Source organism: Brevibacterium salitolerans, from assembly GCF_039531405.1.
GTDB classification, from domain to species: Bacteria; Actinomycetota; Actinomycetes; order Actinomycetales; family Brevibacteriaceae; genus Brevibacterium; species Brevibacterium salitolerans.
In genome coordinates, this window is the sequence record NZ_BAAAPZ010000002.1 from 392214 (window position 1) to 416103 (window position 23890).

Consider the following 23890-nt stretch of genomic DNA (forward strand, 5'->3'; position numbering starts at 1 on the left):
TCACGTCCACGTGGCGAACTGAGCGGGCGGCTCTCCTCACACGATCGTGAGCTCGCGGCGCAGGTCCGCCTCCGCGCCGTGGAACCGGTCCGCGCTCAGGCCGCGCACGTCCACGAAGGGCTCCGTCCCCAGCACCAGGTCGCGCATCACCTCGCCCACGGCAGGCCCCTGGAGGAAGCCGTGGCCGGAGAACCCCGCGGCGTAGTAGAACCCCTGCGCCTCCGCCGCCGCGCCGATGAGCGCATTGTGGTCCGGGGTGCACTCGTAGAGCCCCGCCCATCCGCTGCGCACCTGCACATCGGCCAGCGCCGGCGCACGGTGCTCGAGGAACGTGCCCAGGTGCTCCAGCCAGCCGGGGTCACGCCGCTGGTCGAAGGTGCGCCGGTCTTCCGCCTCCGGTGCTCCCATCAGGAGCCCGGTGCCCTCCGCGTGGAAGTAGAACGAGGTGGAGAAGTCGATGGTGAACGGCAGCGACCGCACGTCGAAGCCCACCGGCTCCGTCACGACGATCTGCCGGCGCAGGGGCGTGATGGGCAGCTGGACTCCCGCCGTCCGTGCGAACTCCGGCGACCACACCCCGGCCGCGCAGACCACGGCGGGGGTGCGGACGGTTCCGCGTGAGGTCTCCACGGCCTCGACCTCCCCGCCGGACATGCGCACCCCGGTGGCTTCCGTGTGCGTGAGGATGCGCGCTCGCGCATTCCGGGCCGCCGCGGCGAAGGCCGCCACCGCGGATTCCGGCGTGCAGTGGCCGTCGTGCGGATTGAACGCCGCGGCGACGAGCCCCTCCGTGCTGATGTGGGGGTTGAGCGCCTGCGCCTGCGCGGGCGTGAGCATGCGGGAATCCTGCCCCAGCGAGTTCTGCAGGGCGACGTCGCGTTCGAACCGGGCTGCGTCCTCCTCCGTGCTCAGCAGGAAGAGATAGCCGGAGCGCACGAGGTCGATCTCCTGCCCCGTCTGTGCGGTGATCCGGGCGAAGGCCTCCAGGCTCCGCGCGCCCAGCAGGATGTTCGTCTCGTCCGAGAACTGCGTCCGCAGTCCGCCCGCCGCCCTGCTCGTGGAGCCCGAAGCCAGCTCGCCCCGCTCCACGAGGACCACGGAGCGGCCGGCCTCGGCCAGCCGGTGCGCCGTGCACACCCCTGCGATTCCGCCGCCCACCACCACGACGTCCGCCCTGTCCGGAAACTCCATCGTCCCCTCCTCAGCCCGCCTGCGGATCGGCCTGCCTGCGACCGGTGCATGCGGCCAGTCTGGTGGCCTGATCGCCCGCGCACAAGGGAGGCGGCGGGAACGGGTCAGGACCGGCCGGGCCGCGCCCGGCCGGGTCAGGAGTCGAATCCCACCCCGAACGCATCGAGGACCCTGAGGAGGGGACCGCGGCGCCCGGAGTTCTCGTCCGCGCGGATGAGCGCCTTGGTGGTGAGTGTGATCCCGGCCCAGGCGAAGGGCTCCGGCGGGAAGGGAAGCGGAGTCCTGCGCACCATCTCCAGCTCGGTGAGCTCCGTGGTCTCCCCGGACAGGAGGTCGAGCATCACCCGTGCTCCGAACCGGCTGGCTCCCACGCCCAGACCGGTGTACCCGGCGGAATAGGTGACCCTCCCGCCGTAGGCCGTCGAGAAGAACGGGAAGAAGCGGGTGCAGGTGTCGATCGCGCCGCCCCATTTGTGGGTGAACCGCAGACCGGCGAGCTGGGGGAACGTCTCGAAGAACTGACGGGCGAGCGTCTCGAAGGTCTCCGGCCGCTGATCGTACTTCCACGAGACCTGACGGCCGTAGTGATAGACGGCGTCCCATCCGCCCCAGAGGATCCTGTCGTCGGCTGTGAGGCGGAAGTAGTGGAAGCGATTGGCGGAGTCGGAGAGCCCCTCACGGCCCTTCCAGCCGATCGCCTCCAGCTGCGCCGCACTCAGCGGCTCCGTCATGAGGGCGTAGTCGTACACGGGCACGGTGTGGAAGCGCGTGCGCGCCAGCAGTGAGGGGAAGACATTGGTGCCCAGTGCCACGTGTGCGGCCCGGACCTCCCCGGCATCCGTGCGGGCCAGGACGCGGCGGCCCGGCCCGGACGCACCGCGCGGCGCCCACCCCAGGTCCCGCACGACCGTGTGCTCGTACACCTCGACGCCCAGCTCGCGGATGACGCGGAGCAGTCCCCAGCACAGCTTCGCGGGATGGATCATCGCCGCGACGCGGGGTTCCCACAGCCCGCCCAGGTAGGAGGGCGAATCGATGTGCGCGCGCAGCTCCTCGCGGTCCAGCCAGTGCGCGCCGCCGGCAGGATCGTGGCCGGCCCGCAGGTTCTCGGCCTGATACCGCTCCGTCGCGACGTTGATGACCCCGGTCCGCTCGAACTCACAGTCGATCCCGTAGCGGCGCACCGCGTCCTCGATCGCGTCGAGGTTCTCCATGCCCAGCTCCGCGAGCCGGGCGTTCTCCTGCGGCAGGTGCTTCTCACCGTTCTCATGGCCGTGCGTGAGGCTCGCCTCGCAGAAGCCGCCGTTGCGTCCGGAGGCGGCCCAGCCCACGGTGCCTCCCTCGAGGAGCACCACCCGGCGCTCCGGATCCGCCTCCTTGGCCAGCAGCGCCGTCCAGAGTCCCACGAACCCGCCGCCGACCACCAGCAGATCCGTGTCGATCTCACCGTGGAGCGGGGGCAGCGGTGCCGGCCTGGCCGGGTCGTCCAGCCAGAAGGGGACGGTGGACGCACCTGCGAGGGAGGCGGAGATCTCCGCCGCCGAGGCCGGGGCTCCCGCCGCTGCGGGCGCCGGACTGCTGGAAGAAGCTGAGGTCATGGTTCCTGCCTTGTGGAAGGGGAGTGGGGTTGTGCGCGAGGCGGGCGGAACCCGCTCGCACCGGCCGTCCGGAGCGTTCAGCTGCCGGCCATGGTCTTGACGATCCCGGTTGCGGAGTCGCCGGAGCGTTTGAGGACGAGCGCCACGACCGCCAGGGCGACGAGCGTGAGCAGCAGCATGATGGTGGACATCGCCGCGACCTCTGGCCGGAGTGCCACGCGCACGGAGGCGAAGATGTACACCGGCCACGGTGTGTAGCCCGGCTGTTGGACGAAGCTGGACAGGATCGTGTTGTCGAGGCTGAGGGTGAAGGACATGAGCGCGCCGGCGAGGATGCCCGGCCCCGCGATGGGCAGGGTGACGGTGCGGAAGGCCTCGAACCTCCCCGCGCCCAGGTCTGCGGCGGCCTCCTCGAGTGAGGCGTCCACCCCGGCCATCCGTGCGCGGATGATGAAGGTGACGACGGCGACGGAGAACATGGCGTGGGCGACGATCAGCCTGACGAGGCCGTTGTTGAACGGGCCCAGTCCCGCGTCCACCCCCAGCGTCACGAACCAGGGGAGGAACGCGATGCCGTCCACGATCTCCGGGGTGATGAGCGTGAGCGCGAGGAGGCCCATGAGTCCTCCGGCCCACCACGTCCCGCGCCGCGCCCGGGCGAGCGCGATCCCGCCCAGAGTCCCCAGCAGCGTGGAGAGCAGCGCCGCACCCACCGCCGCCTGGAGCGAGGTCACGACGGAGGAGACGATGACGCTGCTGTTGACGGCGTTCACATAGGCGCCGAACCCGAACCCGTCCCAGCTCGCCAGCACCCTGCCGGAGTTGAAGGAGTAGACGACGATGACGGCGATGGGAGCGAAGAGGAAGAGGAAGACGAGCGCGCCCCAGGCGGAGAACAGTCCGTTGCGCAGCCCCGTCCGCTTCCTGCCGCGCATCTTCTGCGGTGCGCCCGTGGTGCTCATGACCGTGCTCCTTCCATGACTGCCACCTCAGAGGTGTCGATCCGCACCCGCACCGCGCGGTCGAAGACCCGGCGTCCGGCCCACAGCAGCAGCCCGGCGGCCGCCGCCACGGCGAGGGTGACGAGGATGAGGGAGACTGCCATCGCAGATCCCAGTGCCCAGTTCTGCGCGGTGTTGAACTGGTTGGCGATGATCTGGCCGATCATCGTGCCGCTGGCGCCTCCCAGCACGTTCGCGGTGACGTAGTCGCCGGTGAGTGGGATGAAGACCAGCATGCAGCCGGAGATCATCCCCGGCATCGCCAGCGGCATCGTCACGCGGAAGAAGGTGGAGAAGCGGCCGGCGCCGAGGTCGTAGCTGGCCTCGCGCAGATGCCTGCCCGCCGCGTCCATGCCCACGAACAGCGGCAGGATCATGAGCGGCAGGTAGTTGTAGACCACGCCGATCTGCACGGCGGTGCGGGTGTAGAGGATGTCCAGCGGGCCGCCCAGCAGGCCCAGGGCCTGGCCCCACTCGGAGAGGAAGCCGTCCGGGGAGAGCATGATCTGCCAGCCCAGGGTGCGGACGAGGAAGTTCGTCCAGAACGGCACCATGACGAGCATGAGGAGCAGTCCTCGCCGCTCGGGCGGGACCTTCACGGCCAGCCAGTAGGTGAAGGGCACGGAGATGAGCAGGCACAGGAGCGTGCCGACGATCGAGATGCGCAGCGTGGCCAGGAGCGTGGAGAGGACGGAGCCGGTGAAGACCTCCCCGTAGCGGTCCAGGCTCAGCCGGTCCGTGGCGACGGTGGTGAACTCGTCCGGTTTGTAGCCGAAGCTGTAGAAGAGCACGAGTGCCACCGGCACCACGAAGAAGAACAGGGCGTAGCCCCAGGTGGGGAACGACAGCGCTCCCGGCCCCAGGACGCGTGCGGCGACTCGTCTCATGCTCCGCTCCTCGTCTGCGCATCTGTGAGGATCTCCACCCGGCGCTGCATCCCCTCGTTCATCTCCGAGGCCACGAGCCGGTCCAGCACGTGCTGCTCGGGGAAGATGATCTCCGCCAGCTCGAACCCGTCCTCGATCCCCGGCTCCGCGAACGCCGTGGAGCCGGTGGAGTAGCCGATGTAGTCCGTCTCCGCCAGTGCCTGCTCCGGCCCGATGATCCAGTCGATGAAGGCGTGTGCGGCGTCCGGGTTCTGGGCGCCCGTGGCGATGCACCAGGTGTCCATCCAGAGATTGGCGGACGGTGTGGGGAACACGAACCTCCAGCGCTCCGGGTCGTCGGCCTCGAGCATTCCCTGCCGGGCGTCGCCGTTGAATGCCTGCATGAGCGCGAAGCTTCCCTGCGCCATCGCCGTGTTGGCGTTGCCCATGTAGGCGCGGACGTGCGGAGCGAGCCGGTCGACGACGATCTCCGCCGCCTCGTCGAGCTCCGCGGGCTCCACCGTGTTGAGGTCGTGCCCCAGTGCGGCGAGCGCGATCGAGCACACCTCCCAGGCGTCCTCGAGCAGCATGGTGGCACCGGAGGCCTCCCCGGCGGCGAGGTCGATGAAGTCCTGCCAGCTCTGAGGATCGCCGCTGATCCGGTGTGCGTCGTACACGAACCCGGTGGTGCCCCAGGCCTTGCACACCGAGTGCACGTTGCCGGGGTCGAAGGTCTGGTCCATGAACGCGGGATCCATGGTCGCGAGGTTGGGCAGGAGGGAGTGGTCGAGCCTCTGCAGCAGACCGTGCTCGACCATCGTGGGGATGTAGATGCCGGTGGGCACCACGATGTCGTAGCCGGACGTCCCGCGGGAGGCGGCCAGCTTGGCCATCATCTCCTCGTTGGAGCCGAAGGCGTCCACCTGGAGCCGGACGTCGTTGTCCGCGGACCACGCCTCGAGCAGCTCCGGCGGATCGTAGTCTCCCCAGGAGTACACGTTGAGCCGTGATTCCAGCTGCCCGTCGGGTGCCGGGCTCTCCGCCATGCCCCTCTGCCCGCAGGAGGCCAGCAGGCTGAGTCCCGCAGCACCCATGCCCGCGAGCACGGTCCTGCGGCTGAGTCTGCCGATCGTGTCGTGTCCGGCGAGGACGCGGACCGGATTCCGCTCACTCATGGCTGAACACCTGCACAGCTGCCGCCTCCCAGGTGAGCACCACGTCATCGCCCTCGTGTACGTCCGGGGCCGTGGACGTGCGCACGCGGGAGAGCAGCTCGTGGCCGTCCGCGGCGCGGACGAGGTACTGGACGACATCGCCCAGGAAGGACTCTCCCACCACGCGTCCGGCCACGGCGTTGACTCCGCCCGGGGCACCCTCCGCGGCCGGACGGATGCCCATGCTCTCCGGACGGATGGCCGCGCGCACCTGTGTCCCGGCGGTGAATCCCGCGGCGGTCGCCCGGAGGTCGCAGCGCGGCCCCCGCAGCAGGAGACCGTCCGCGTCTGCCTCCACCACCTCGGCGTCCACGAAGTTCTGCTTGCCGATGAAGCCGGCGACGAATGCGTTGGCGGGACTGCCGTAGACCTCCTCCGCGCTGCCCACCTGCTGGATGCGGCCCTCACTCATCACCACGATCCGGTCGCTCATCGCGAGCGCCTCCTCCTGGTCGTGGGTGACGAAGACGAAGGTGAGCCCGAGGTCCGTGTGGAGGCGGATGAGCTCCAGCTGCATCTCCTCGCGCAGCTTGCGGTCCAGCGCGCTCATCGGTTCGTCGAGGAGGAGGACGCGGGGGCGGTTGACGAGGGCGCGGGCGAGCGCCACGCGCTGCTGCTGCCCGCCGGAGAGCATGTCCGGCTTCCGGTCCGCGAAGCGGCGCATCTGCACGAGGTCGAGCGCCTCCGCCACTCGCGGGGCGAGGTCCCTGCGCGGAACCTTGGCGCGCTTGAGTCCGTAGGCCACGTTCTCCGCCACGGTGTAGTGGGGGAAGAGCGCATAGGACTGGAACACCGTGTTGACCGGCCTGCGGAACGGCGGGAGCCCGGTGAGGTCCTCGCCGTCCAGGGCGATCGCGCCGGAGGTGGGATCCTCGAAGCCGCCGATCATCCGCAGCAGCGTCGTCTTCCCGCAGCCGGAGGGGCCGAGCAGGGAGAGGAACTCCCCGGCGCGGATGTCGAGGTCGACGCGGTCGATCGCCGTGTGCTCACCGAAGCGCTTGTGCACCGCGGAGAGCCGGAGCGCACCGCCGGTCGCGGAGCCGCCGGCGCCCGTTCCGCCCGCCGTCTGCGCGGGGGTCTGCTGTCGAGCTGTCACTGTGTGGTCCTTCCGGAAGGGGCGGCGTGCACCAGGCGGCCGCCTGCGACGGTGAGGAGGTTGCGGACCGTGTGGATCTGCGCCCGGGCGAGTGCGAAGGGGTCGGCCGAGGCCAGAGCGAGGTCCGCGGGTGCGCCGACTGCCAGCCTGCCCGCCGTGCGGGTGCGGCCGAGGTGTGCGGACCCCGTCGTGTAGGCCCGCAGGGCACAGGTGAGGTCGAGGGCCTGATCCGGGCCCAGCGGCTCCGGACGGGCGCCCGTGGGGTGGGTGCGGTTGACGGCGACGTGGATCGCCTGCCAGGGATCCGGCGTGCTCACGGGCCAGTCGGAACCCATCGCGAGGTGGGCACCGTCGCGCTGCATATCGCCGAACGGGTACTGCCAGCGGCTGCGCTCGCCGCCCAGCACCGGCAGGTTGAGCTCCACCATCTGTTCGTCGAAGTGCGCCCAGAGCGCCTGCAGGTTCGCAGACACACCCAGCTGCGCGAACCGCGGCACGTCAGTCGGGTCCACGACCTGGACGTGGGCGATGTGGTGGCGGTGATCCGCAGCGGCGTCCCCGCCGCTCCGTGCGCGCAGGGTCGCGAAGGCATCGAGTGCATCCCGCACTGCGCGGTCGCCTATCGCATGGCAGTGGATGTCGAAGCCCGCCCGCTGCACCGCGGCGAAGGCCTCCTCGAGGTGCGCCGGACTGAAGTAGCGGGTGCCGGTGGTCGCCTCCGCCACGCCGGTGACCTGCTCGCAGCGGCAGTAGGGAGCGCTCATCGCCGCGGTCTGCGATTCGACGATCCCGTCGAGCATCAGCTTCACATTCGTGGTCCGCAGCCGTTCCCGGTCGAACCGGTGCCCGGCGAGCTCCTGCACGGCGGCCTCCGGATCGTGCACGTCACGCGGCCACCACAGCGAGCAGGTGACCTCCATCGTGAGGGTGCCTGCCGCCTCGGCGCGCAGATAGACGGGCAGGGCGTCGGACATGCCGCCGTACTCGCCCACGATCGCGTCGTTCCAGCCGGTGACGCCCAGTGCATGCAGGCGGCGCTGAGCCTCCGTCAGAGCTGCGTCGAGCTCCGCGTCGGCCGGTGCCGGCAGGTGTGCGCTCACGAGGTCCATGGCGGATTCGTGGAGCGTGCCCACCGGCTCTCCGTCCCCGTCGCGCTCGATCACGCCGCCGGGCGGCGCGGGCGTGTCGCGGCCGATCCCGGCCAGTCGCAGAGCCGCCGTGTTCACCCAGGCGGAGTGATGGTCGGCATTGATGAGGTACACCGGACGTACGCTGGCGGGATCGAGCGCGTCGAGCTCCGCGGCGGTGGGAACCCCGCCGGGGAAGTCGGACATCCTCCAGCCGCCGCCCGTGAGCCAGCCGGAGCCGGCCGAGAGCGCGCGGCGCACTGCCTCAAGCGTCTCCGCCCGGCTGTCGCAGCCGCTGAGATCGAGGGACAGAGCCTCCACCCCGGCGGCGACGGGATGCGCGTGGGCGTCCACGAAGCCGGGGGTCACGAGTCCGCCCGCGGCCTCCACGACAGGGGCGCCCGGGACGGGTGACAGCCCGCTGCCGATCCCGGTGACCACCCCATCCTCGACGGTGACGGTGTCCGCCGACGTGCGCGTGCGGCCGTCGAACACGCGCGCGCCGCGGATCGTGAACGAGGTGCGCTCGCCGCGCTGTGCGAGCGGAGCCAGAGCTGCCAGGCCTGTGCTCATGCGGAGAACACCGCCGACTGCCAGGCGCGGACGGGGCCCTCCGTCCGGTCGATGAGCACGTGCTTGATCTGCGTGTACTCCTCGAAGGAGTAGTGCGACATGTCCTTGCCGAACCCGGAGGCCTTGAAGCCGCCGTGGGGCATCTCGGACATGATCGGGATGTGCTCGTTCACCCACACCGTCCCGGCCTCGATCTCGTCGGCGGCGCGCAGCGCACGGTTGGTCGAGGTGGTCCATGCGCTCGCCGCCAGCCCGTAGGGGGTGTCGTTCGCCAGCTCGATCGCCTCGTCGTCCGTCTCGAATGGGACGGCGACGAGGACGGGGCCGAACACCTCCTCCCGCCAGATCTCGGAGTCCCGGCCGACCCCGGTGAGGAGGGTGGGGGAGTAGAAGGCGGTGGGTGCCGAGGCGGTGCCCGCCGCGGGCTCCGGGATCCCGCCTCCGGTGACGACAGTGGCTCCCTCGGCCCGGGCACGGTCCACGAAGCCGGCCACGCGGTCCCGGTGCCCCGTGCTGATGAGCGCTCCCATGTCCGTGGCGAGATCGGAGGGGTCGCCCACGCGCACGCTCTCCATGAGCGCGCCGACCCGGGAGGTGAACGCCTCGAACAGGGAGGAGTGGACGATCGCACGGGTGGCGGCGGTGCAGTCCTGCCCGCCGTTGATGAGGGAGCCCGCCACGGCGCCGCGGGCCGCGGCCTCCACGTCCGCATCTGCGAACACCACCAGCGGCGCCTTGCCGCCCAGCTCCAGGTGGACGCGGGAGCCCTTGGCGCTCGCGAGCTCCATCACTCTCCGGCCCACCCGTGTGGAACCCGTGAAGGAGGACATGACGACGTCCGGGTGGGAGACGAGCGCCTCGCCGCACTCCGGCCCGTCTCCGGCGAGGACGTTGAGGACACCGGGCGGGAAGCCGGCCTCGGCGGCGGTCTGCGCGAGCAGGAGAGAGGTGCCCGGAGTCATCTCCGAGGTCTTGAGCACGATCGTGTTCCCCGCCGCCACGGCGGGGAGGACCTTCCACGCCGCCATCTGGAGTGGATAGTTCCACGGTGCGATGGAGCCCACGACGCCCAGCGGCTCGCGCCGGATCATCGAGGTGGCGCCGTCCCAGTAGGTGGAGGCCGCCAGGCCGTGGAGCTGCCGGGCGGCGCCGGCGAAGAAGCGGACGTTGTCGATGCTGCCGGGGACGTCGAACTCCTGTGCCAGTCGCAGAGACTTGCCGGTCTGCCGGGATTCGAGCGCGGCGAGCTCGCCGGCGCGTGCGGCCAGGCCGTCCGCGAGCGCGAGCAGGAGGTCCGCGCGCTCCGCGGGCGTGCGGCGCCTCCAGGCCGGGTAGGCGCGGCGGGCCGCTGCCACGGCCGCGTCCACGTCTGCGGCGGAGGCGAGCGCGTAGGTGCCCAACACCTCTCCGGTGGCGGGGCCCACGAGGGTGTGGGTGCGGCCAGTGCCGCTCGTGCGCTGCCCGTCGATGAACTGCATGGGCTGCATCTCTCTCCTGGTGTGTGCGAGGGGGTGTGTCCGGATGCGGTGAGTGCGGCGGTGCACCGCTCCGCGTGTGACCGCTGACACGTTCGAGTGGCCACACGCTAACACGTGCAGGCCGGACAGAGAAGAGGAATCCGAAGAAGATCTTTGGTGAAACGATTGGATCCGCAGAAGTTTGACCTTGCAAAGGCGGAATCAGTGGGTGATAGTGGATCGTGAGCAGCGAGCGGCCGCTGGGTCGCCGGAGAGGAGACCTCGACGATGACCGAACACGGCGAGTCCGCACGGGGAGAGGCGGAGAGCCCGTCCGCAGAACGGGGACGCCGGGGCGCCGGACGGGACCGCGGCCACGCGGACGCCCGTCTGCGCAGCCACGACCTCCAGCTGGACGAGCGGTCGAAGGCGATCATCGAGGCGCTGCAGCACGACGGCCGGCGCTCCTACGCGGACATCGCGAAGGAGGTGGGCCTCTCCGAGGCCGCTGTGCGGCAGCGGGTGGCGAAGCTGGTGGAGAACGGGACGATGCAGATCGTCGCCGTCACCAACCCCATGCAGCTGGGCTTCCAGCGGCAGGCGATGCTGGGCCTCCAGGTCACCGGCGACCTCGCTCCGCTCGCGGATGAGATCTGCGGGATGGAGCAGGTGGACTACGTCGTCGCAGCCGCCGGCACCTACGACCTCCTCGTCGAGGTGGTCTGTGAGGACGACGAGGAGCTCCTCGCGCTGCTGGGCCGCATCCGGACGCTTCCGCAGGTGCTCCGGACGGAGGTCATGACCTATCTGAAGCTGTGGGATCAGCGCTACAACTGGGGGACACGATGAGCAAGGCAACGACGGACGCTGCAGGCAGGACGGGGGACGCTCTGCAGGCCGGGATCCGGGACCACCTGTGGATGCACATGGCGGGCCACCGCCACCTCTACGAGGGCGGGCGCACGCCCGTCATCACCCACGGCGAGGGCCACCACATCTTCGACGACCAGGGCCGGAGGATCATCGACGGCCTGGCGGGTCTCTTCGTGGTCCAGGTGGGACACGGGCGGGAGGAGCTGGCCCAGGCGTCCTACGAGCAGGCGAAGAAGCTGGGATTCATGCCGCTGTGGTCCTATGCGCACGAGCCGGCGATCGAGCTGGCGGAGCGGCTCGCAGGCTATGCGCCCGGCGATCTCAACCGCGTGTTCTTCACCTCCGGCGGAGGCGACTCCGTGGAGAGCGCGTTCAAGCTCGCCAAGAACTACTTCAAGCTCCAGGGCAAGGGAGAGAAGCACAAGGTGATCTCCCGTGCCACCGCCTACCACGGCACGCCGCACGGAGCGCTCACGGTCACGAGCCTGCCGGGACTGCGCAACCAGTTCGGCCCGCTGGTGCCCGGCGGGCACAAAGTCCCCAACACCAACTTCTACAGGGCGGACGAACGCTTCGCGGGTGACGAGAAGGCATTCGGCAGGTGGGCCGCGGACCGGATCGCGGAGGCCATCGAGTTCGAGGGCGCGGATTCTGTGGCGGCGGTCTTCCTCGAGCCGGTGCAGAACTCCGGCGGCTGCTTCCCGCCGCCCCCGGGATACTTCGAGCGGGTGCGCGAGATCTGCGACGAGTACGATGTGCTGCTCGTCTCCGACGAGACCATCTGCGCATTCGGACGGGTGGGGTCGATGTTCGCCTGCGCCGACTTCGACTACGTGCCGGACATCATCACGTGTGCCAAGGGCATCACCTCCGGCTACGCCCCGCTGGGCGCGATGATCGCCTCGGACCGCCTGTTCGAGCCCTTCGGCCGCGGCGGGGAGACCTTCTACCACGGCTACACCTTCGGCGGGCATCCCGTGGCGTGCGCAGTGGCGCTGAAGAACCTCGACATCTTCGAGCGCGAGGGCCTCAATCAGCACGTCCATGAGAACGCCGGAGCCTTCCGCAGCACGCTGGAGAGGCTGCACGACCTGCCGATCGTGGGCGATGTGCGCGGAGCCGGGTACTTCTACGGGATCGAGCTGGTCAAGGACAAGGAGACGAAGGAGACGTTCACGGCCGAGGAGTCGGAGCGGGTGCTCAAGGGATTCGTCTCCGAGGCGCTCTACGAGAACGGCCTGTACTGCCGCGCCGACGATCGCGGAGACCCGGTCATCCAGCTCTCCCCGCCGCTCACGGTGGGACAGACGGAGTTCGACGAGATGGAGGCCGTCCTGCGCACCGTGCTCACGCAGGCGTGGGACCGGATCTGAGGGAACGCACAGCAGAACGGGAGAGGAATCGGCATGAATGAGACGGGATACCGCGTCCAGAACCCCGCCACCGGGGAGGTCGTGGAGCGATTCGAGACGCTCACGGACGAGGCGCTCGAGGCGGTCCTCGAGGCTGCGGCCCGCGCACAGAGGAGCTGGGCGGAGACGCCCATCGAGGACCGCGCGGCGCTGGTGAGGAGAGTCGCCGCGCTGTTCGAGGAGCGGAAGGAGGAGCTCGCGGCGATCATCGGTGAGGAGATGGGCAAGCGGGTGACGGAGGGCCGCGAGGAGGCGGAGTTCTCCTCGGAGATCTTCGGGTACTACGCAGACAACGGCCCGTCGTTCGCCGCGGACCAGCCGGTGGAGACTGCGAGCGGGACGGCCGTCATCGAACGCAGGCCCGTGGGTATGGTCCTCGGCATCATGCCGTGGAACTTCCCGTACTACCAGGTGGCTCGCTTCGCAGCCCCCAATCTGGTGCTGGGCAACGGGATCGTCCTCAAGCACGCGGAGATCTGTCCGCGCTCAGCACTCGCGATCGCGCAGATCATGGCTGACGCCGGGCTGCCGGAAGGCGTGTACTCCACCATCTTCGCCTCTCACCAGCAGGTCTCCGAGATCATCGCGGACCGGCGGATCGCCGGCGTCTCCCTCACCGGTTCGGAGAGGGCCGGGGCGCAGGTGGCGGCACAGGCCGGAGCCGCGCTGAAGAAGGCGGTGCTCGAGCTGGGCGGTTCCGATCCCTACGTCGTGCTGGACGCGGACGACGTGGCCGCAGCCGCAGAGCTCGCCTGGGGCACGCGGATGTACAACACCGGTCAGGCCTGCAACTCGAACAAGCGCCTCATCGTCATGGACGACATCTACGACGAGTTCGTGGAAGCGCTGGTGGGCCAGGCACAGGCGATGCGGCCGGGGCAGTGGTCCGATGAGGACGCACAGGTCTACCAGCCCCTGTCCTCGCGTGCGGCGGCCGTGCGGCTGCGGGAGCAGCTGGAGCGGATCGAGGCGGCGGGCGGAACGGTGCGCACGGGCGGTGAACTCGCCGCCGGAGACGGTGCCTACGTGTCCCCGGCCGTCGTCACCGACATCCCGGTGGGATCGGAGGTCTACTACGAAGAGCTGTTTGGCCCGGTGGCCGCGGTGTTCCGGGTCTCCAGCGACGAAGAGGCCCTCGGACTCGCCAACGACACCCAGTACGGCCTCGGCGGTACAGTGTTCTCCGCGGACGAGGAGCGCGCCAGGCGGGTGGCCTCCCGCCTGGCGGTGGGCATGGCGAACGTGAACACTCCCGCCGGCGAAGGCGCGGAGCTGCCCTTCGGCGGGGTGAAGAACTCCGGCTACGGGCGGGAGCTGGGGCCGGTGGGCATGGACGAGTTCGTCAACAAGCGGCTCTTCTACGTCGAGGGATGAGCCCGGCGTCGGCGCCGCGGACGCACTGCGGGGGCAGGTCGTGCCGACGACCTGCCCCCGCAGTGCGTGTGCGGATCCTCCCGCGGGTTCAGCCCGCAGTGAGGGAGGGGAACCAGGTGGCGATCTCCGGGACGAAGACCATGAGGACCACCAGCCCCGCCTCGATCGCGAGGTAGGGCAGCGCGCCGCGGATGATCGCCGCGATGTCCAGCTCCGGCACCACGGACTTCATCGCGTAGAGGTTGAGCCCCACCGGCGGCGTGATCACCGCGGTCTCCAGCGTCACCACGAGGATGACGCCCACCCAGAGCGGGTCGTAGCCCATCGCCTCGAAGATCGGCAGCAGGATGGGCGTGACGACCAGCAGGAGCGAGGCGGCGTCGATGAGGCAGCCGAGCGCCATGACGATGACGAGGAGGCCCAGGACGATCACCGGGTCCGGGACGGCCATCGCCCCCACGAACTCCGTGATGGCCTCCGCCGCCCGGACGACGACGAGCATCTGCGTGAACACGAACGCCGCACCCACGATGATGAGCAGGCTGCCGGAGATCTGGGTGGTGCCGACGAGGATCTTCCTGAGGTTCTCCTTGGTCAGCGCCCGGTCGAAGACCCCCACGACCAGCAGCGCACCCAGAGCGCCGATGCCCGCGGCCTCGGTGGCGGTCGCCAGTCCCGTGTAGATGGAGCCGAGCACGATCGCGATGAGGATGAGCGCGGGAGCCACGTCGCGGACGGTCCTCCAGCGGTCCGGCCAGGTGATGCCGTCGTCCGCGCGCGGTGCGAGCTCCGGCTTCACGACCGCGACGATGACGACGAAGACGACCATGAGGGCGGCCAGCAGCAGGCCGGGGACGATCCCGCCGGCGAACAGCGCACCGATGCTCACCCCGGAGATGGAGGAGTAGAGGATGAACATGAGGCTGGGCGGGATGAGCATCGCCAGCGCGCCCGAGGCCACCACGGCTCCCGTGGCGAAGCTGGGCCGGTAGCCGCGGGAGAGCATCTCCGGCACCGCCATGCGGCCCACCACGGTCACGGCGGACAGGCTCACCCCGGAGAGGGCGCCGAACACCGTCGAGGAGCCCACCGCGGTGACCGCGAGACCGCCGGGCAGCCTGCCCAGCCAGGCGTGTGCGAAGCGGAAGATCGCGCGTCCCAGGCCGCCCACCGCGAGGATCTCGCCCATGAGGATGTACATGGGCGCGGCGACGAGGGAGTAGCTCTCCAGCTGGGAGACGAAGGCGATGGGGATCTGCTCGAGCCCGCGCCAGCCCTCGAGCAGGAGCAGGCCCAGAAGTCCGGAGGTGCCGAGCGCGACGAAGATGGGCGTGCGGAGGTAGACGAGGACGAGGAGGACGAGGACGGCCGTGATCACGGCGAGTGCGTCGAGCATGCTCATGCCTCCTGACTCGGTGCGGCGGGGGACTGGGCGGCCGGTGCGCCGGCTGCGGGTGCGCTCGCGGCGGACCTCTGCTCCATGCGCCTGACGAGGAAGCGCAGGAGCGTGGTGAGCGCGGTGAGGAGGAGACCCACCGTGAGCAGTGCGTATCCCAGCCAGATGGGGAGGTTGAAGGTGCCTGCGGTGAGCAGGTTCGCATCGGCGAAGTGGACGGTGGTCCGCGCGGCCGCGATTCCCGCCACGAGGCAGAAGGAGAAGGTCGCGAGGAAGGTGACCCAGTCCGCGACGGCCTTCCGGCGGGCGGAGAAGTTCCGATAGAAGAGGTCCATGCCGATGTGCTCGTCACGCGCCTCGAGGTCCGGGACGGCGAGGATGACGATGGCGATGAGGCCCAGCATGGAGACGGTGATCGACCATTCGAGCGGTCGCGCGAGCGCGTAGCGCATGACGACGTCGAAGCCGGTGACGAGCATGAGGATCAGGACGACGGCCGCGGAGACCCAGCGGCAGGCGGTGGTCACACGGCGCAGGAGTGCGAATGCCGAGGTCATCATGCCTCCTTCACGTAGGACAGTGCGCGGTCGGCCAGTTCGTCGTCGCCCACGGTGGACCTCCACCAGTCGACGACGCCGGCGGTGGCGTCGCGGAACCGGTCGACCTGCGCCTCGTCGTAGCGGATGATCTCCAGACCGGATTCCTCGACCCCGGGGAGGTAGGACTCCTCGTAGACCTCGAGCTGCTTCTCAGTGCCGATCTCCGCATAGACGCGGCCCGCCTCGAGCAGCGCCTCCTGGACCTCCGGGGAGGTGTCCGCGTACCAGCGGGTGTTCGCGTAGGCGTCCACGCTGTAGCCGCCGAAGTGCGCCTGCATGGCGTAGCCGAGCACGTCCTCGAGCCCGCGGGACACGACCGTGCCCAGGTAGGAGACCATCCCGTCGATGGTCCCGCGCTCCAGCGCCTCGTACAGCTCTCCGGAGGACATGGACACCGGCGAGCCGCCCAGGGCCTTGATGGTCTGGCCCTCGACATGGCCGGCGGTGCGGATGCGCAGGCCGTGCAGGTCCTCCGGCTTCTCCACCGGCCGGTCCACGGTGAAGAGCCACTGCAGCGTGCAGGGCATGGCGCCGAGGTTCATGATGCCCTGCGGGCGCAGGTGCTCGTTCATGAGGTTCTCCAGCGGAGACTCCGGCGCCAGCGCGCGCCGCAGCTGCTCGAACCCGTCGTTGACGAAGGGCAGCTCCGCCGCCCCGAGGATGGGGAAGCTCGTGGAGACGTAGCTGGAGGTCTGGATGCCCACGTCCGTCACGCCGCGCAGCATGCCGGGCACGAGCTGCTCGGCGTTGAGCAGCGAGCCCGAGTCGAAGAAGTCCACGACCCCGGCGCCGAGGCGCTGGTCCAGGGCGTCGTTGAAGGCGAGCAGCCCGGGGTACAGGTCGTCGTAGCCGGGGGTGATGTAGCTGGAGACGCGCAGCGCGCCGTCGGGGCGCAGGCCGCGGTCGGAGGCGCCCGGGGCACAGCCCGCGGCGGCGAGGAGGGGAACGGCGGCGGCCAGCCCCAGCAGGCCTCGGCGGCTGAGGTCGGAGTTCCCGGGAGGGGACGAATGGTGCATGATCAGCTTCTCTGTGAGCGTCAGGTGTGTGCGTCGGCGGACAGACGGCTCCGGATCGCGGGCACGCGAGTGGTCGCGGGGTGGCGCGACTGCGCGGGCGGACGCCAGGGGTAGCGGCATCCGCCCGCGCGGCAGTCTGCCATATGAGAGCTCGAGGGCTCGTATGGCAGGACCGATTGTGAGACGGGGTCAGAAGGAGCGGGGCATGCCCAGCACGTGCTGACCCACGTAGGAGAGGATGAGGTTCGTGGAGATCGGCGCGATCTGGTAGAGGCGCGTCTCGCGGAACTTCCTCTCGATGTTGTACTCGGTGGCCATGCCGAAGCCGCCGTGCGTCTGCAGGGCGGTGTCGCCGGCCTGGAAGGAGGCCTCGGAGGCGAGCATCTTCGCCATGTTGGCCTCCGCGCCGCAGGGCTCGTTCGCGTCCGCGAGGTCGCAGGCCTTCCAGCGCATGAGATCCGCGGCCTCGAGCTGCACGTGGGCGCGCGCGATCGGGAACTGCACGCCCTGGTTGGAGCCGATCGGCCGGTCGAAGACCACGCGCTCCTTCGAGTACTCCACCGCCCGGTTGATGAACCAGCGGCCGTCGCCGATGCACTCGCTGGCGATGAGGATGCGCTCGGCATTCATGCCCGTGAGGACGTACTTGAAGCCCTTGCCCTCCTCGCCGATCAGCGAGGAGGCGGGGATGCGCATGTCGTCGAAGAACAGGGCGTTCGTCGAGTGGTTGATCATCGTCTCGATGGGGTTGATGGTCAGCCCCGGGAGGTCGCGGATGTCGACGAGGAAGAGGGAGAGGCCCTCCGACTTCTTCTTCACCTGGTCCAGCGGCGTGGTGCGGGCCAGGAGGATCATGAGGTCGGACTGCAGGGCGCGGGAGATGAAGACCTTCTGGCCGTTGACCACGTACTCGTCGCCGTCGCGCACGGCCGTGGTCTTGAGGCTCGTGGTGTCCGTGCCCGCGCCGGGCTCCGTCACGCCGAAGGCCTGCAGGCGCAGCTCGCCGGAGGCGATCCCGGGCAGGTACTTCTGCTTCTGCTCCTCGCTGCCGTGGTGGAGGACCGCGTTCATCGTGTAGAGCTGCGCGTGGACGGCGCCGGAGTTGCCGCCGTTCGCGTTGATCTGCTCGAGGATGACGGAGGCGTCGCCGAGGCCGAGGCCGAGGCCGCCGTACTCCTCCGGTACGAGCGCGCCCAGGCAGCCCGTCTCCGTGAGGGCCTGCACGAACTCCTCCGGGTAGCGGTCCTCGCGGTCGACCTGCTGCCAGTAGGTGTCCGGGAAGTCCTGGCAGATGCGGTCGACGAGCGAGCGGAGGTCCTTGCGGGTCTCGGTCTCGTGGGATGCGACGGTCATGGGTGCCTCTCCTCATGCGGGTGGTGCGCGGCGGTGGCTGCCGGCGGCCGGGTTCTCGGTCTACTGTGTGGACCGGTGGTCCACGCCACGGATAGGATACCCCTCATCGGCCTGATCTGCATCAAGCGTCCGTCTCCGCGCACACCGGCGGCGGGGCGCTGACGACGAAGGAGGAGCCAGTGACCAAGCCCATCCAGAGCGCGCTCAACGTGCTGGGCGTCCTCGAGACGCTCGCCTCGCATCCGCCCATGGGACTGTCCGAGGCGGCCCGTGCGGCGCAGCTGCCCAAGACGACGACGCTGCGGTGTCTGCTCACCCTCCAGGAGGCGGGCTGGGTGCGGCTGAGCGAGGACCGGAACGCGGAGTGGTCGCTCACCAACCGCGCCCTGCTCACGGGTCTGCGCGCCGCACCGGCCGGTGAGCTCGCCGGCCTCGCGACGGAGGAGATGAACCACGTGCGTGAGGCCGTGGGGGAGTCCGTCCACCTCATGGTCAGGGACGGGCTGGAGCAGATCGTCGTGGCCCGCGCGGACGGGGTGGGCGCCATCCGCACCTACCTCCCCCTGGGCACGCGCATCCCCTTCCACTCGAGCTCCTCCGGCAGGGCCCTCCTCTCCGCGATGAGCGCCGAGGAGGCGGAGGCCGTGCTGACCGCCGAGGCGGAGGCGCCCGGCTTCGACAGGGCGGGGGTGGAGGCGCACGTGGAGGAGGCGCGCTCCCGGGGCTTCTCCGTCAACGAGGGCGAGTGGCGCGAGGGCGTGGCCGGGGTGGGCGTGCCGGTGCGGGGTGCGGCGGGAGATCTCCGCGGTGCGATCTCCGTCTCCCTCCCCGTGGCGCGGATGGAGGAGCTGGGTGCGGAGGAGATCGGCCGCCTCCTGCTCGAGTCCCAGCGGAGGCTGGCGGACCGCCTCCGCTGAGGTCCGGCGTCCGCCCTGCGGCCCTCGCCGTCGTCCATCGTGGGATTCCCTGCACACCGGCGGCCTCACGCATTAGCGTCAGGGCATAGGGGGACGCTGCGGCACGGTCGCAGTCCGCGTCCCCGCACCGATCGTGAGGAGAGCGCCATGCGCGCAGTCGTGTTCGAACAGTTCCACCAGTTCCCGGCACTCAAGGATGTGGAGAGGCCCACTCCCGGTTCCGGCGAGGTCCTCCTCAAGGTGGCCGGTGCCGGCGCCTGCCACTCCGACGTCTCCGTGTACCGCGAGTTCGACGCCGAGCATCCGGGCAACATCCAGCCCTCCTTCGTGCTGGGGCACGAGACCGCAGGCTGGATCGAGGAGCTGGGCCCCGGCGTCACCGGCCTGGAGAAGGGCTCCGCCCACCTGGTCTACGGCCCCACCGGCTGCGGTCACTGCCGCCAGTGCGTGCAGAGCCGCGAGAACTACTGCGAGAACACGGCGACCAACCCGGCACTGGCGATCGGCCTGGGCCGCGACGGCGGCATGGCCGAGTACGTCTGCGTGCCCGCCCGCAACCTCGTGCCGCTGGGCGAGGCCGATCCCGTGGCCGCCGCACCGCTCGCGGACGCCGCACTCACCCCGTACCACGCCGTCCGCCTCGCGGAGCGCCCACTGGCCGGGGGCGGCAGGTACGCGCTGGTGATCGGCCTGGGCGGCCTCGGCCAGATCGCCGTGCAGATCCTCACGGCGCTCACCGGCGCGACCGTCGTCGCCACGGACACCAAGCCCGAGGCCATGGAGCGGGCCGCCGCCCGCGGGGCGGTCACGGTGCCCGGCGGCGAGGGCCAGGCCGAGCGCATCCGCGAGCTCACCGGCGGTCGCGGTGCCGACGCGGTGTTCGACTTCGTGGGTGCGGCACCCACCGTGGAGCTCGCGAAGTCCAGTGCCGGGGTGGGCAGCACCGTGGTGATCGTGGGCATCGCCGGCGGCACGGTGGAGTGGAACTTCTACGGGACCGCCTACGAGTCCGCGCTCATGAGCACCTACTGGGGCTCCATCGCGGACCTCCACGACGTCGCCGCGATGTACCGCGCCGGCCAGATCGTGCCGGACGTGGAGACCTTCACGATGGACGAGGCCCCGGAGGCCTATCGCCGCCTGGAGGCCGGTGAGCTCAGCGGCCGCGCCGTCGTGGTCCCGCACAGCTGAGTCCGCACGGCTGAGCTCCGGTCCCGGGACCGCGGCGGGCCTCAGAGCCAGCCGCGGTCCCGGGCGATCGCCGCCGCCTCCGCGCGGGTGCGCGCGTGCGCCTTCCCGATCGCGGAGGAGAGGTGGTTGCGCACGGTCCCGGGGGACAGGCGCAGCGTCTGGGCGATCTCCCGCACCGTCGAACCGTCGAGCGCCGCCCGGAGCACCTCCTGCTCCCGGACGGTGAGAGGGCTCCGGCCCTCGGACAGGGACTGCGCGAGCAGGCCGGGGTCCAGCACCTGCCGCCCGGCGTGCACCTCGCGCACCGCCTGCGCCAGCTCCTCGGCGGGGGTGTCCTTGACGACGAAGCCCCGCACGCCCGCCTCCACCGCACGGCGCATGTAGCCGGGACGGCCGAAGGTGGTGACGATGAGCACGGCACAGCCGGTGCCGGCGGCGAGGACCTCCTCGGCGGCCTCCAGGCCGCCGACCTCCGGCATCTCGATGTCGAGCACCGCTACGTCGACGGCGTGTGCGCGCACCGCCTGCGCGGCCCCTGCCCCGTCGTCGAGCTCGCAGACGACCTCGATGTCGTCCTCGAGTGCGAGCAGGGCGGCCAGGGCGCCGCGGACCAGTGCCTGATCGTCGGCCAGCAGCACGCGGATGGGCCTCTCGCCGTCGCTCACAGCCGCACCTCCACCCGTGTCCCCGGCCGGAGGGCGTCCGCCCGGTCGTCGCACACCGTGAGCGTCGCCGAGGCCGCCTGCGCCCGGGCGCGCATCCCCGCCAGGCCGTGTCCCCGGGGATCTCCCGCAGCACCTCCCACCCCGTCGTCCACGACGCGCAGGCGGTCCGGCTCCACGCACACGCGCACCGTGCGGGCCCCGGAATGGCGCAGCACGTTGGTCGTGGCCTCCCGCAGGCAGGCCGCGAAGAGGGCGTCCGCGCGAGCGCTCAGCGCGTCGGTCGCGCTCGCGGGCGGCAGATCCGCGGTGATCCCCGCGGCGCGGAGCGCACGAGCCGCAGCCGCCAGCTGGTCGTCGAGCGTGAGCGGTGCGGTGCGGGAGACCACGGAGCGGGACTCCTCGATGGACTCCCGGGTGAGCGCGAGGATCGCGGCGAGCTCCTCCTGGGCCCGGTCCGGATCGCTGCGGACGAGCCGGGCGGCCAGCTGCGTCTTCATGCTGATGACGGTGAGGGAGTGACCCAGCACGTCGTGGACCTCACGGGCGAACGCCTCCCGCTGCCGGGCGAGCGTGAGCTCCTCGCGCAGCGTCCGGGTGCGCTCGTCGCGGCCGACGGCGTACCGGACGAGCGCGATGGTGAGCGCGGACAGGCTCAGGGGCACGATGATCCAGAAGCGCTCGGCAGGATCCTGCGTGACGAGCACCGTCAGCGCCACCGTCGCGAGGAGGACGGCGGCGGCGACCGGCAGCCCCCGGCGCCACGGATGGGTGAAGAGCCACAGCGCGCAGACGTAGGTCGAGGCGATGAGGACGCCCGGACCGCCGGTGGGAGCGGCGAGGGCGGCACAGGCAGCCATCCCGGCCGTGTAGACGCTGGTGGAGACCCACAGCGGGCGCGCGGGCAGCAGCCGTGGCCGGACATAGGCGTACAGGTAGACGCAGCAGAAGCCCAGCAGACCGGCGATGCCGAGTGCGCGCAGCGACCACGGAGCGGGATCCGTGAGGATCCGGGAGAAGGGGAAGGCGAGGAAGCCCAGCCAGACGCCGGCCATGACGAGGGTGCTGACCAGGTCCTCGCGCGGGCACCTGTCGGCCAGCCGGTACTCGGCGACCCCGGCCTCGGGCGTCTTCGCCTCGCTCATGCCTCCACCCTAGCGACGTGCCGGCGCACACGCTCAGCGCGCCGTGCGCCTGCGTCCGGCCAGCAGGCAGATGAGGGCGAACACCGCGGTCCATGCAGCGACGCCTGCCAGGATCGCGAGCAGGGAGTCCGCAGGCGGCGGAGGGCCGTCGCCCATGGGGATCGTCGCTCCCTCGAGCTGCGGCCAGCGGGCGAGCGCCGCGGAGCCGTACAGCGGCGAGAACTTGGCGATGGACAGAAGGGTGCCGGAGAGCGGGATGAAGAGATTGCCGAAGAACGCGAGGAGGACGAGCAGCCCGCTCGCCACGGAGACGGCCGCCTCGGAGCGGAACAGCAGGGCCGAGGCCAGGCCGTACAGGGCGAAGGGGAGGGCGCCCAGCAGGGTGAGGAGCCCCGTGGCGATCCAGAGGCCGGCATGGTCCAGCCGTGCGCCCATCGCCGCCGCGACCGTGAACACGCAGGCCACGGGCAGCAGCGCCATCGCCAGCCCCACGAGGCACTTGCCCACGGCGTACATGCCGTTGCTCAGCGCCGTGAGGCCCAGCTGCCGGCCCCAGCCCTGCTGACGCTCCACCGCGGCGGAGCCGGCGATGCTCGTCATGGCGGTGACGGCGCCGTAGACGCCCATCGAGGTCATGACGTAGGCGCTGCCGTTGCCCCGGCCCATGGGGGCATCGCCGTAGTCCGCCATGCCGCCGAAGATGAGGAACATGGCGACCGGCAGCACCGCGATGAAGAACGTGGCGGAGAACATCCGGACGGTGCGCAGCAGCTCCCAGCCGGTGTAGCCGAGCACGCGGGAGAGGGCGGAGCGGGGTGCGGCGGAGCGGGATGCGGGAGCGGGGCGGGCTGTCGTGGTCATGCGGGTTCTCCCTCCGTGCGGTCCTCGCCCTCGGTGAGGTCGAGGAAGACGTCGTCGAGGCTCGCGTGCGTGATCCGGAGGTCCCGGGCCAGGCCGTCGCGGAGGAGGGCATAGGCGAGCGCGTCCGTGTCATGGGCGGCGAACGACACCCGCGGAGTGCCGTGTCCGGTGCTGTTCCCGTTCTCGGCCCGGGCGGGGCGCAGTGTGACCGCGTGCTTCTCCGCGAACGCCTCCGGGTGCTGCCCGTCCGTACCGGCCCAGGTGCACTCGAGGATGCGGGAGCGTTCGGCGGTGAGCTGGGCGACGGTGCCGTCCGCGTGGACCCGCCCGCCGCGCATGAGGACGATCCGGTCCGCGAAGTCCGAGGCCTCCGTGAGGTAGTGGGTGGCGAAGACGACGGTGCGGCCGCTGCGCGCCTCCGTGTGCATCGCCTCCCAGAACTGCGACCGTGCGCGCACGTCCATGCCGGTGGTGGGTTCGTCGAGGACGATGAGCTCCGGCGAGGTCAGCAGCGCGAGGGCGAAGCGCAGGCGCTGGCGCTCGCCGCCGGAGCACTTGCGCACCTTCTGCCCGGCGAGGCGGTCCAGGCCCGCGCGGCGCAGCACCTCCACGGGTGCGCGGGGGGACAGGTGGCAGGCGGCGATCATCCGCACGGTCTCCGCGATCGTGAGGTCGTCGAGCAGGCCGCCCGTCTGCAGCACGGCGGAGGCACGTCCGGCACGCACCGCGCGCACGGGCTCCTCGCCGAGGGTGGCGACGGTGCCGGAGGACGGGACGGTGAAGCCGAGGACCATGTCGAGGAAGGTGGTCTTGCCGGCGCCGTTGGGCCCCAGCAGGGCGACGACCTCGCCGCGGTCGATGCGCAGGTCGACGCCGTCGACGGCGCGGACGGAGCCGAACGTGCGGCGGACGCCGGCGGCCTCGACGGCGGGGGCGGTGGCTGTGGTGTCCATGCCTCCAGCATCCGG

At 70.9% G+C, this 23890-nt stretch carries 21 protein-coding genes; 5 read left to right on the forward strand and 16 right to left on the reverse strand.

The genetic code is table 11. The features are described 5' to 3' along the window. Positions 1-36: 36 nt before the first annotated feature. From ABD240_RS02825 to ABD240_RS02860, 8 genes are all read right to left on the reverse strand, one after another. Positions 37-1191: an NAD(P)/FAD-dependent oxidoreductase gene (locus ABD240_RS02825; RefSeq protein ID WP_291794578.1), complete on the reverse strand. Its 1155-nt coding sequence runs from the start codon at positions 1189-1191 to the stop codon at positions 37-39. Between the two features lie 134 nt (positions 1192-1325). After that, positions 1326-2789 carry an NAD(P)/FAD-dependent oxidoreductase gene (locus ABD240_RS02830; RefSeq protein WP_344334927.1) on the reverse strand — a complete coding sequence of 488 codons (1464 nt, stop codon included), beginning with the start codon at positions 2787-2789 and terminating at the stop codon, positions 1326-1328. A gap of 77 nt (positions 2790-2866) precedes the next feature. After that, on the reverse strand, positions 2867-3751 hold the full coding sequence (locus ABD240_RS02835; protein ID WP_344334930.1) for an ABC transporter permease: 885 nt from the start codon (positions 3749-3751) through the stop codon (positions 2867-2869). Continuing rightward, entirely contained in the window at positions 3748-4677 is a 930-nt protein-coding gene (locus ABD240_RS02840; RefSeq protein ID WP_344334933.1) for an ABC transporter permease, read from the reverse strand. The genes ABD240_RS02835 and ABD240_RS02840 overlap by 4 nt, the downstream gene beginning before the upstream one ends. Beyond that, on the reverse strand, positions 4674-5831 hold the full coding sequence (locus tag ABD240_RS02845) for a polyamine ABC transporter substrate-binding protein (protein ID WP_291794585.1): 1158 nt from the start codon (positions 5829-5831) through the stop codon (positions 4674-4676). The genes ABD240_RS02840 and ABD240_RS02845 overlap by 4 nt, the downstream gene beginning before the upstream one ends. Beyond that, the gene (locus ABD240_RS02850; protein ID WP_344334936.1) at positions 5824-6966 is read right to left on the reverse strand and encodes an ABC transporter ATP-binding protein; all 1143 of its coding nucleotides are present in this window, start codon (positions 6964-6966) and stop codon (positions 5824-5826) included. The genes ABD240_RS02845 and ABD240_RS02850 overlap by 8 nt, the downstream gene beginning before the upstream one ends. After that, on the reverse strand, positions 6963-8666 hold the full coding sequence (locus tag ABD240_RS02855) for an amidohydrolase (RefSeq protein ID WP_344334939.1): 1704 nt from the start codon (positions 8664-8666) through the stop codon (positions 6963-6965). The genes ABD240_RS02850 and ABD240_RS02855 overlap by 4 nt, the downstream gene beginning before the upstream one ends. Further along, positions 8663-10144: an aminobutyraldehyde dehydrogenase gene (locus ABD240_RS02860; protein ID WP_344335600.1), complete on the reverse strand. Its 1482-nt coding sequence runs from the start codon at positions 10142-10144 to the stop codon at positions 8663-8665. The genes ABD240_RS02855 and ABD240_RS02860 overlap by 4 nt, the downstream gene beginning before the upstream one ends. Positions 10145-10411: 267 nt before the next feature. Between ABD240_RS02860 and ABD240_RS02865 the strand changes: the two genes are divergently transcribed. From ABD240_RS02865 to ABD240_RS02875, 3 genes are read left to right on the forward strand one after another with little or no spacing between them, the layout of a single operon-like run. After that, a complete protein-coding gene (locus tag ABD240_RS02865; RefSeq protein WP_344334941.1) occupies positions 10412-10972 on the forward strand; it encodes an Lrp/AsnC family transcriptional regulator in 561 nt (186 codons plus the stop codon). Then, positions 10969-12369, forward strand: coding sequence for an aspartate aminotransferase family protein (locus tag ABD240_RS02870; protein WP_344334943.1), 1401 nt, complete (start codon positions 10969-10971; stop codon positions 12367-12369). The genes ABD240_RS02865 and ABD240_RS02870 overlap by 4 nt, the downstream gene beginning before the upstream one ends. Positions 12370-12402: 33 nt before the next feature. Then, positions 12403-13782: an aldehyde dehydrogenase family protein gene (locus ABD240_RS02875; RefSeq protein WP_344334945.1), complete on the forward strand. Its 1380-nt coding sequence runs from the start codon at positions 12403-12405 to the stop codon at positions 13780-13782. Positions 13783-13870: 88 nt separating this feature from the next. Here ABD240_RS02875 and ABD240_RS02880 read toward each other — a convergent pair whose 3' ends face one another. From ABD240_RS02880 to ABD240_RS02895, 4 genes are all read right to left on the reverse strand, one after another. Continuing rightward, positions 13871-15184, reverse strand: coding sequence for a TRAP transporter large permease (locus ABD240_RS02880; RefSeq protein WP_291794597.1), 1314 nt, complete (start codon positions 15182-15184; stop codon positions 13871-13873). Continuing rightward, on the reverse strand, positions 15181-15735 hold the full coding sequence (locus tag ABD240_RS02885; protein WP_344334947.1) for a TRAP transporter small permease subunit: 555 nt from the start codon (positions 15733-15735) through the stop codon (positions 15181-15183). Before ABD240_RS02885 ends, ABD240_RS02880 begins: the two co-directional genes overlap by 4 nt. Then, positions 15735-16793 (reverse strand): TRAP transporter substrate-binding protein, encoded by a 1059-nt coding sequence (locus tag ABD240_RS02890; RefSeq protein ID WP_291794601.1) that lies wholly within the window; start codon positions 16791-16793, stop codon positions 15735-15737. Before ABD240_RS02890 ends, ABD240_RS02885 begins: the two co-directional genes overlap by 1 nt. 189 nt (positions 16794-16982) lie before the next feature. Further along, positions 16983-18146 (reverse strand): acyl-CoA dehydrogenase family protein, encoded by a 1164-nt coding sequence (locus ABD240_RS02895; RefSeq protein ID WP_291794603.1) that lies wholly within the window; start codon positions 18144-18146, stop codon positions 16983-16985. Between the two features lie 179 nt (positions 18147-18325). Between ABD240_RS02895 and ABD240_RS02900 the strand changes: the two genes are divergently transcribed. Both ABD240_RS02900 and ABD240_RS02905 read left to right on the forward strand, forming a co-directional pair. Continuing rightward, entirely contained in the window at positions 18326-19063 is a 738-nt protein-coding gene (locus ABD240_RS02900; protein ID WP_344334952.1) for an IclR family transcriptional regulator, read from the forward strand. A gap of 147 nt (positions 19064-19210) precedes the next feature. Next, entirely contained in the window at positions 19211-20254 is a 1044-nt protein-coding gene (locus tag ABD240_RS02905) for an NAD(P)-dependent alcohol dehydrogenase (RefSeq protein WP_344334954.1), read from the forward strand. Positions 20255-20295: 41 nt separating this feature from the next. On the opposite strand, the gene ABD240_RS02910 is transcribed toward ABD240_RS02905, so the two are convergent. The 4 genes from ABD240_RS02910 to ABD240_RS02925 are packed head-to-tail and all read right to left on the reverse strand — an operon-like array spanning position 20296 to position 23875. Beyond that, a complete protein-coding gene (locus ABD240_RS02910) occupies positions 20296-20919 on the reverse strand; it encodes a response regulator (protein WP_344334956.1) in 624 nt (207 codons plus the stop codon). Next, positions 20916-22061, reverse strand: coding sequence for a sensor histidine kinase (locus tag ABD240_RS02915; protein WP_344334958.1), 1146 nt, complete (start codon positions 22059-22061; stop codon positions 20916-20918). Before ABD240_RS02915 ends, ABD240_RS02910 begins: the two co-directional genes overlap by 4 nt. A gap of 33 nt (positions 22062-22094) precedes the next feature. After that, complete coding sequence (locus ABD240_RS02920) at positions 22095-22922, reverse strand: ABC transporter permease (protein WP_344334959.1); 828 nt, start codon at positions 22920-22922, stop codon at positions 22095-22097. Beyond that, entirely contained in the window at positions 22919-23875 is a 957-nt protein-coding gene (locus tag ABD240_RS02925; protein ID WP_344334962.1) for an ABC transporter ATP-binding protein, read from the reverse strand. The genes ABD240_RS02920 and ABD240_RS02925 overlap by 4 nt, the downstream gene beginning before the upstream one ends. Between the last annotated feature and the right edge of the window lie 15 nt (positions 23876-23890).

Bases quoted from the DNA above. Each gene is read 5' to 3' on its own strand.
- ABD240_RS02830 (WP_344334927.1), bottom strand. From the start codon at position 2,789: ATGACCTCAGCTTCTTCCAGCAGTCCGGCGCCCGCAGCGGCGGGAGCC.
- ABD240_RS02875 (WP_344334945.1), top strand. From the start codon at position 12,403: ATGAATGAGACGGGATACCGCGTCCAGAACCCCGCCACCGGGGAGGTC.
- ABD240_RS02880 (WP_291794597.1), bottom strand. From the start codon at position 15,184: ATGAGCATGCTCGACGCACTCGCCGTGATCACGGCCGTCCTCGTCCTC.
- ABD240_RS02835 (WP_344334930.1), bottom strand. From the start codon at position 3,751: ATGAGCACCACGGGCGCACCGCAGAAGATGCGCGGCAGGAAGCGGACG.
- ABD240_RS02905 (WP_344334954.1), top strand. From the start codon at position 19,211: ATGCGCGCAGTCGTGTTCGAACAGTTCCACCAGTTCCCGGCACTCAAG.
- ABD240_RS02890 (WP_291794601.1), bottom strand. From the start codon at position 16,793: ATGCACCATTCGTCCCCTCCCGGGAACTCCGACCTCAGCCGCCGAGGC.
- ABD240_RS02840 (WP_344334933.1), bottom strand. From the start codon at position 4,677: ATGAGACGAGTCGCCGCACGCGTCCTGGGGCCGGGAGCGCTGTCGTTC.
- ABD240_RS02925 (WP_344334962.1), bottom strand. From the start codon at position 23,875: ATGGACACCACAGCCACCGCCCCCGCCGTCGAGGCCGCCGGCGTCCGC.
- ABD240_RS02860 (WP_344335600.1), bottom strand. From the start codon at position 10,144: ATGCAGTTCATCGACGGGCAGCGCACGAGCGGCACTGGCCGCACCCAC.
- ABD240_RS02825 (WP_291794578.1), bottom strand. From the start codon at position 1,191: ATGGAGTTTCCGGACAGGGCGGACGTCGTGGTGGTGGGCGGCGGAATC.
- ABD240_RS02915 (WP_344334958.1), bottom strand. From the start codon at position 22,061: ATGAGCGAGGCGAAGACGCCCGAGGCCGGGGTCGCCGAGTACCGGCTG.
- ABD240_RS02920 (WP_344334959.1), bottom strand. From the start codon at position 22,922: ATGACCACGACAGCCCGCCCCGCTCCCGCATCCCGCTCCGCCGCACCC.
- ABD240_RS02895 (WP_291794603.1), bottom strand. From the start codon at position 18,146: ATGACCGTCGCATCCCACGAGACCGAGACCCGCAAGGACCTCCGCTCG.
- ABD240_RS02870 (WP_344334943.1), top strand. From the start codon at position 10,969: ATGAGCAAGGCAACGACGGACGCTGCAGGCAGGACGGGGGACGCTCTG.
- ABD240_RS02885 (WP_344334947.1), bottom strand. From the start codon at position 15,735: ATGACCTCGGCATTCGCACTCCTGCGCCGTGTGACCACCGCCTGCCGC.
- ABD240_RS02855 (WP_344334939.1), bottom strand. From the start codon at position 8,666: ATGAGCACAGGCCTGGCAGCTCTGGCTCCGCTCGCACAGCGCGGCGAG.
- ABD240_RS02845 (WP_291794585.1), bottom strand. From the start codon at position 5,831: ATGAGTGAGCGGAATCCGGTCCGCGTCCTCGCCGGACACGACACGATC.
- ABD240_RS02865 (WP_344334941.1), top strand. From the start codon at position 10,412: ATGACCGAACACGGCGAGTCCGCACGGGGAGAGGCGGAGAGCCCGTCC.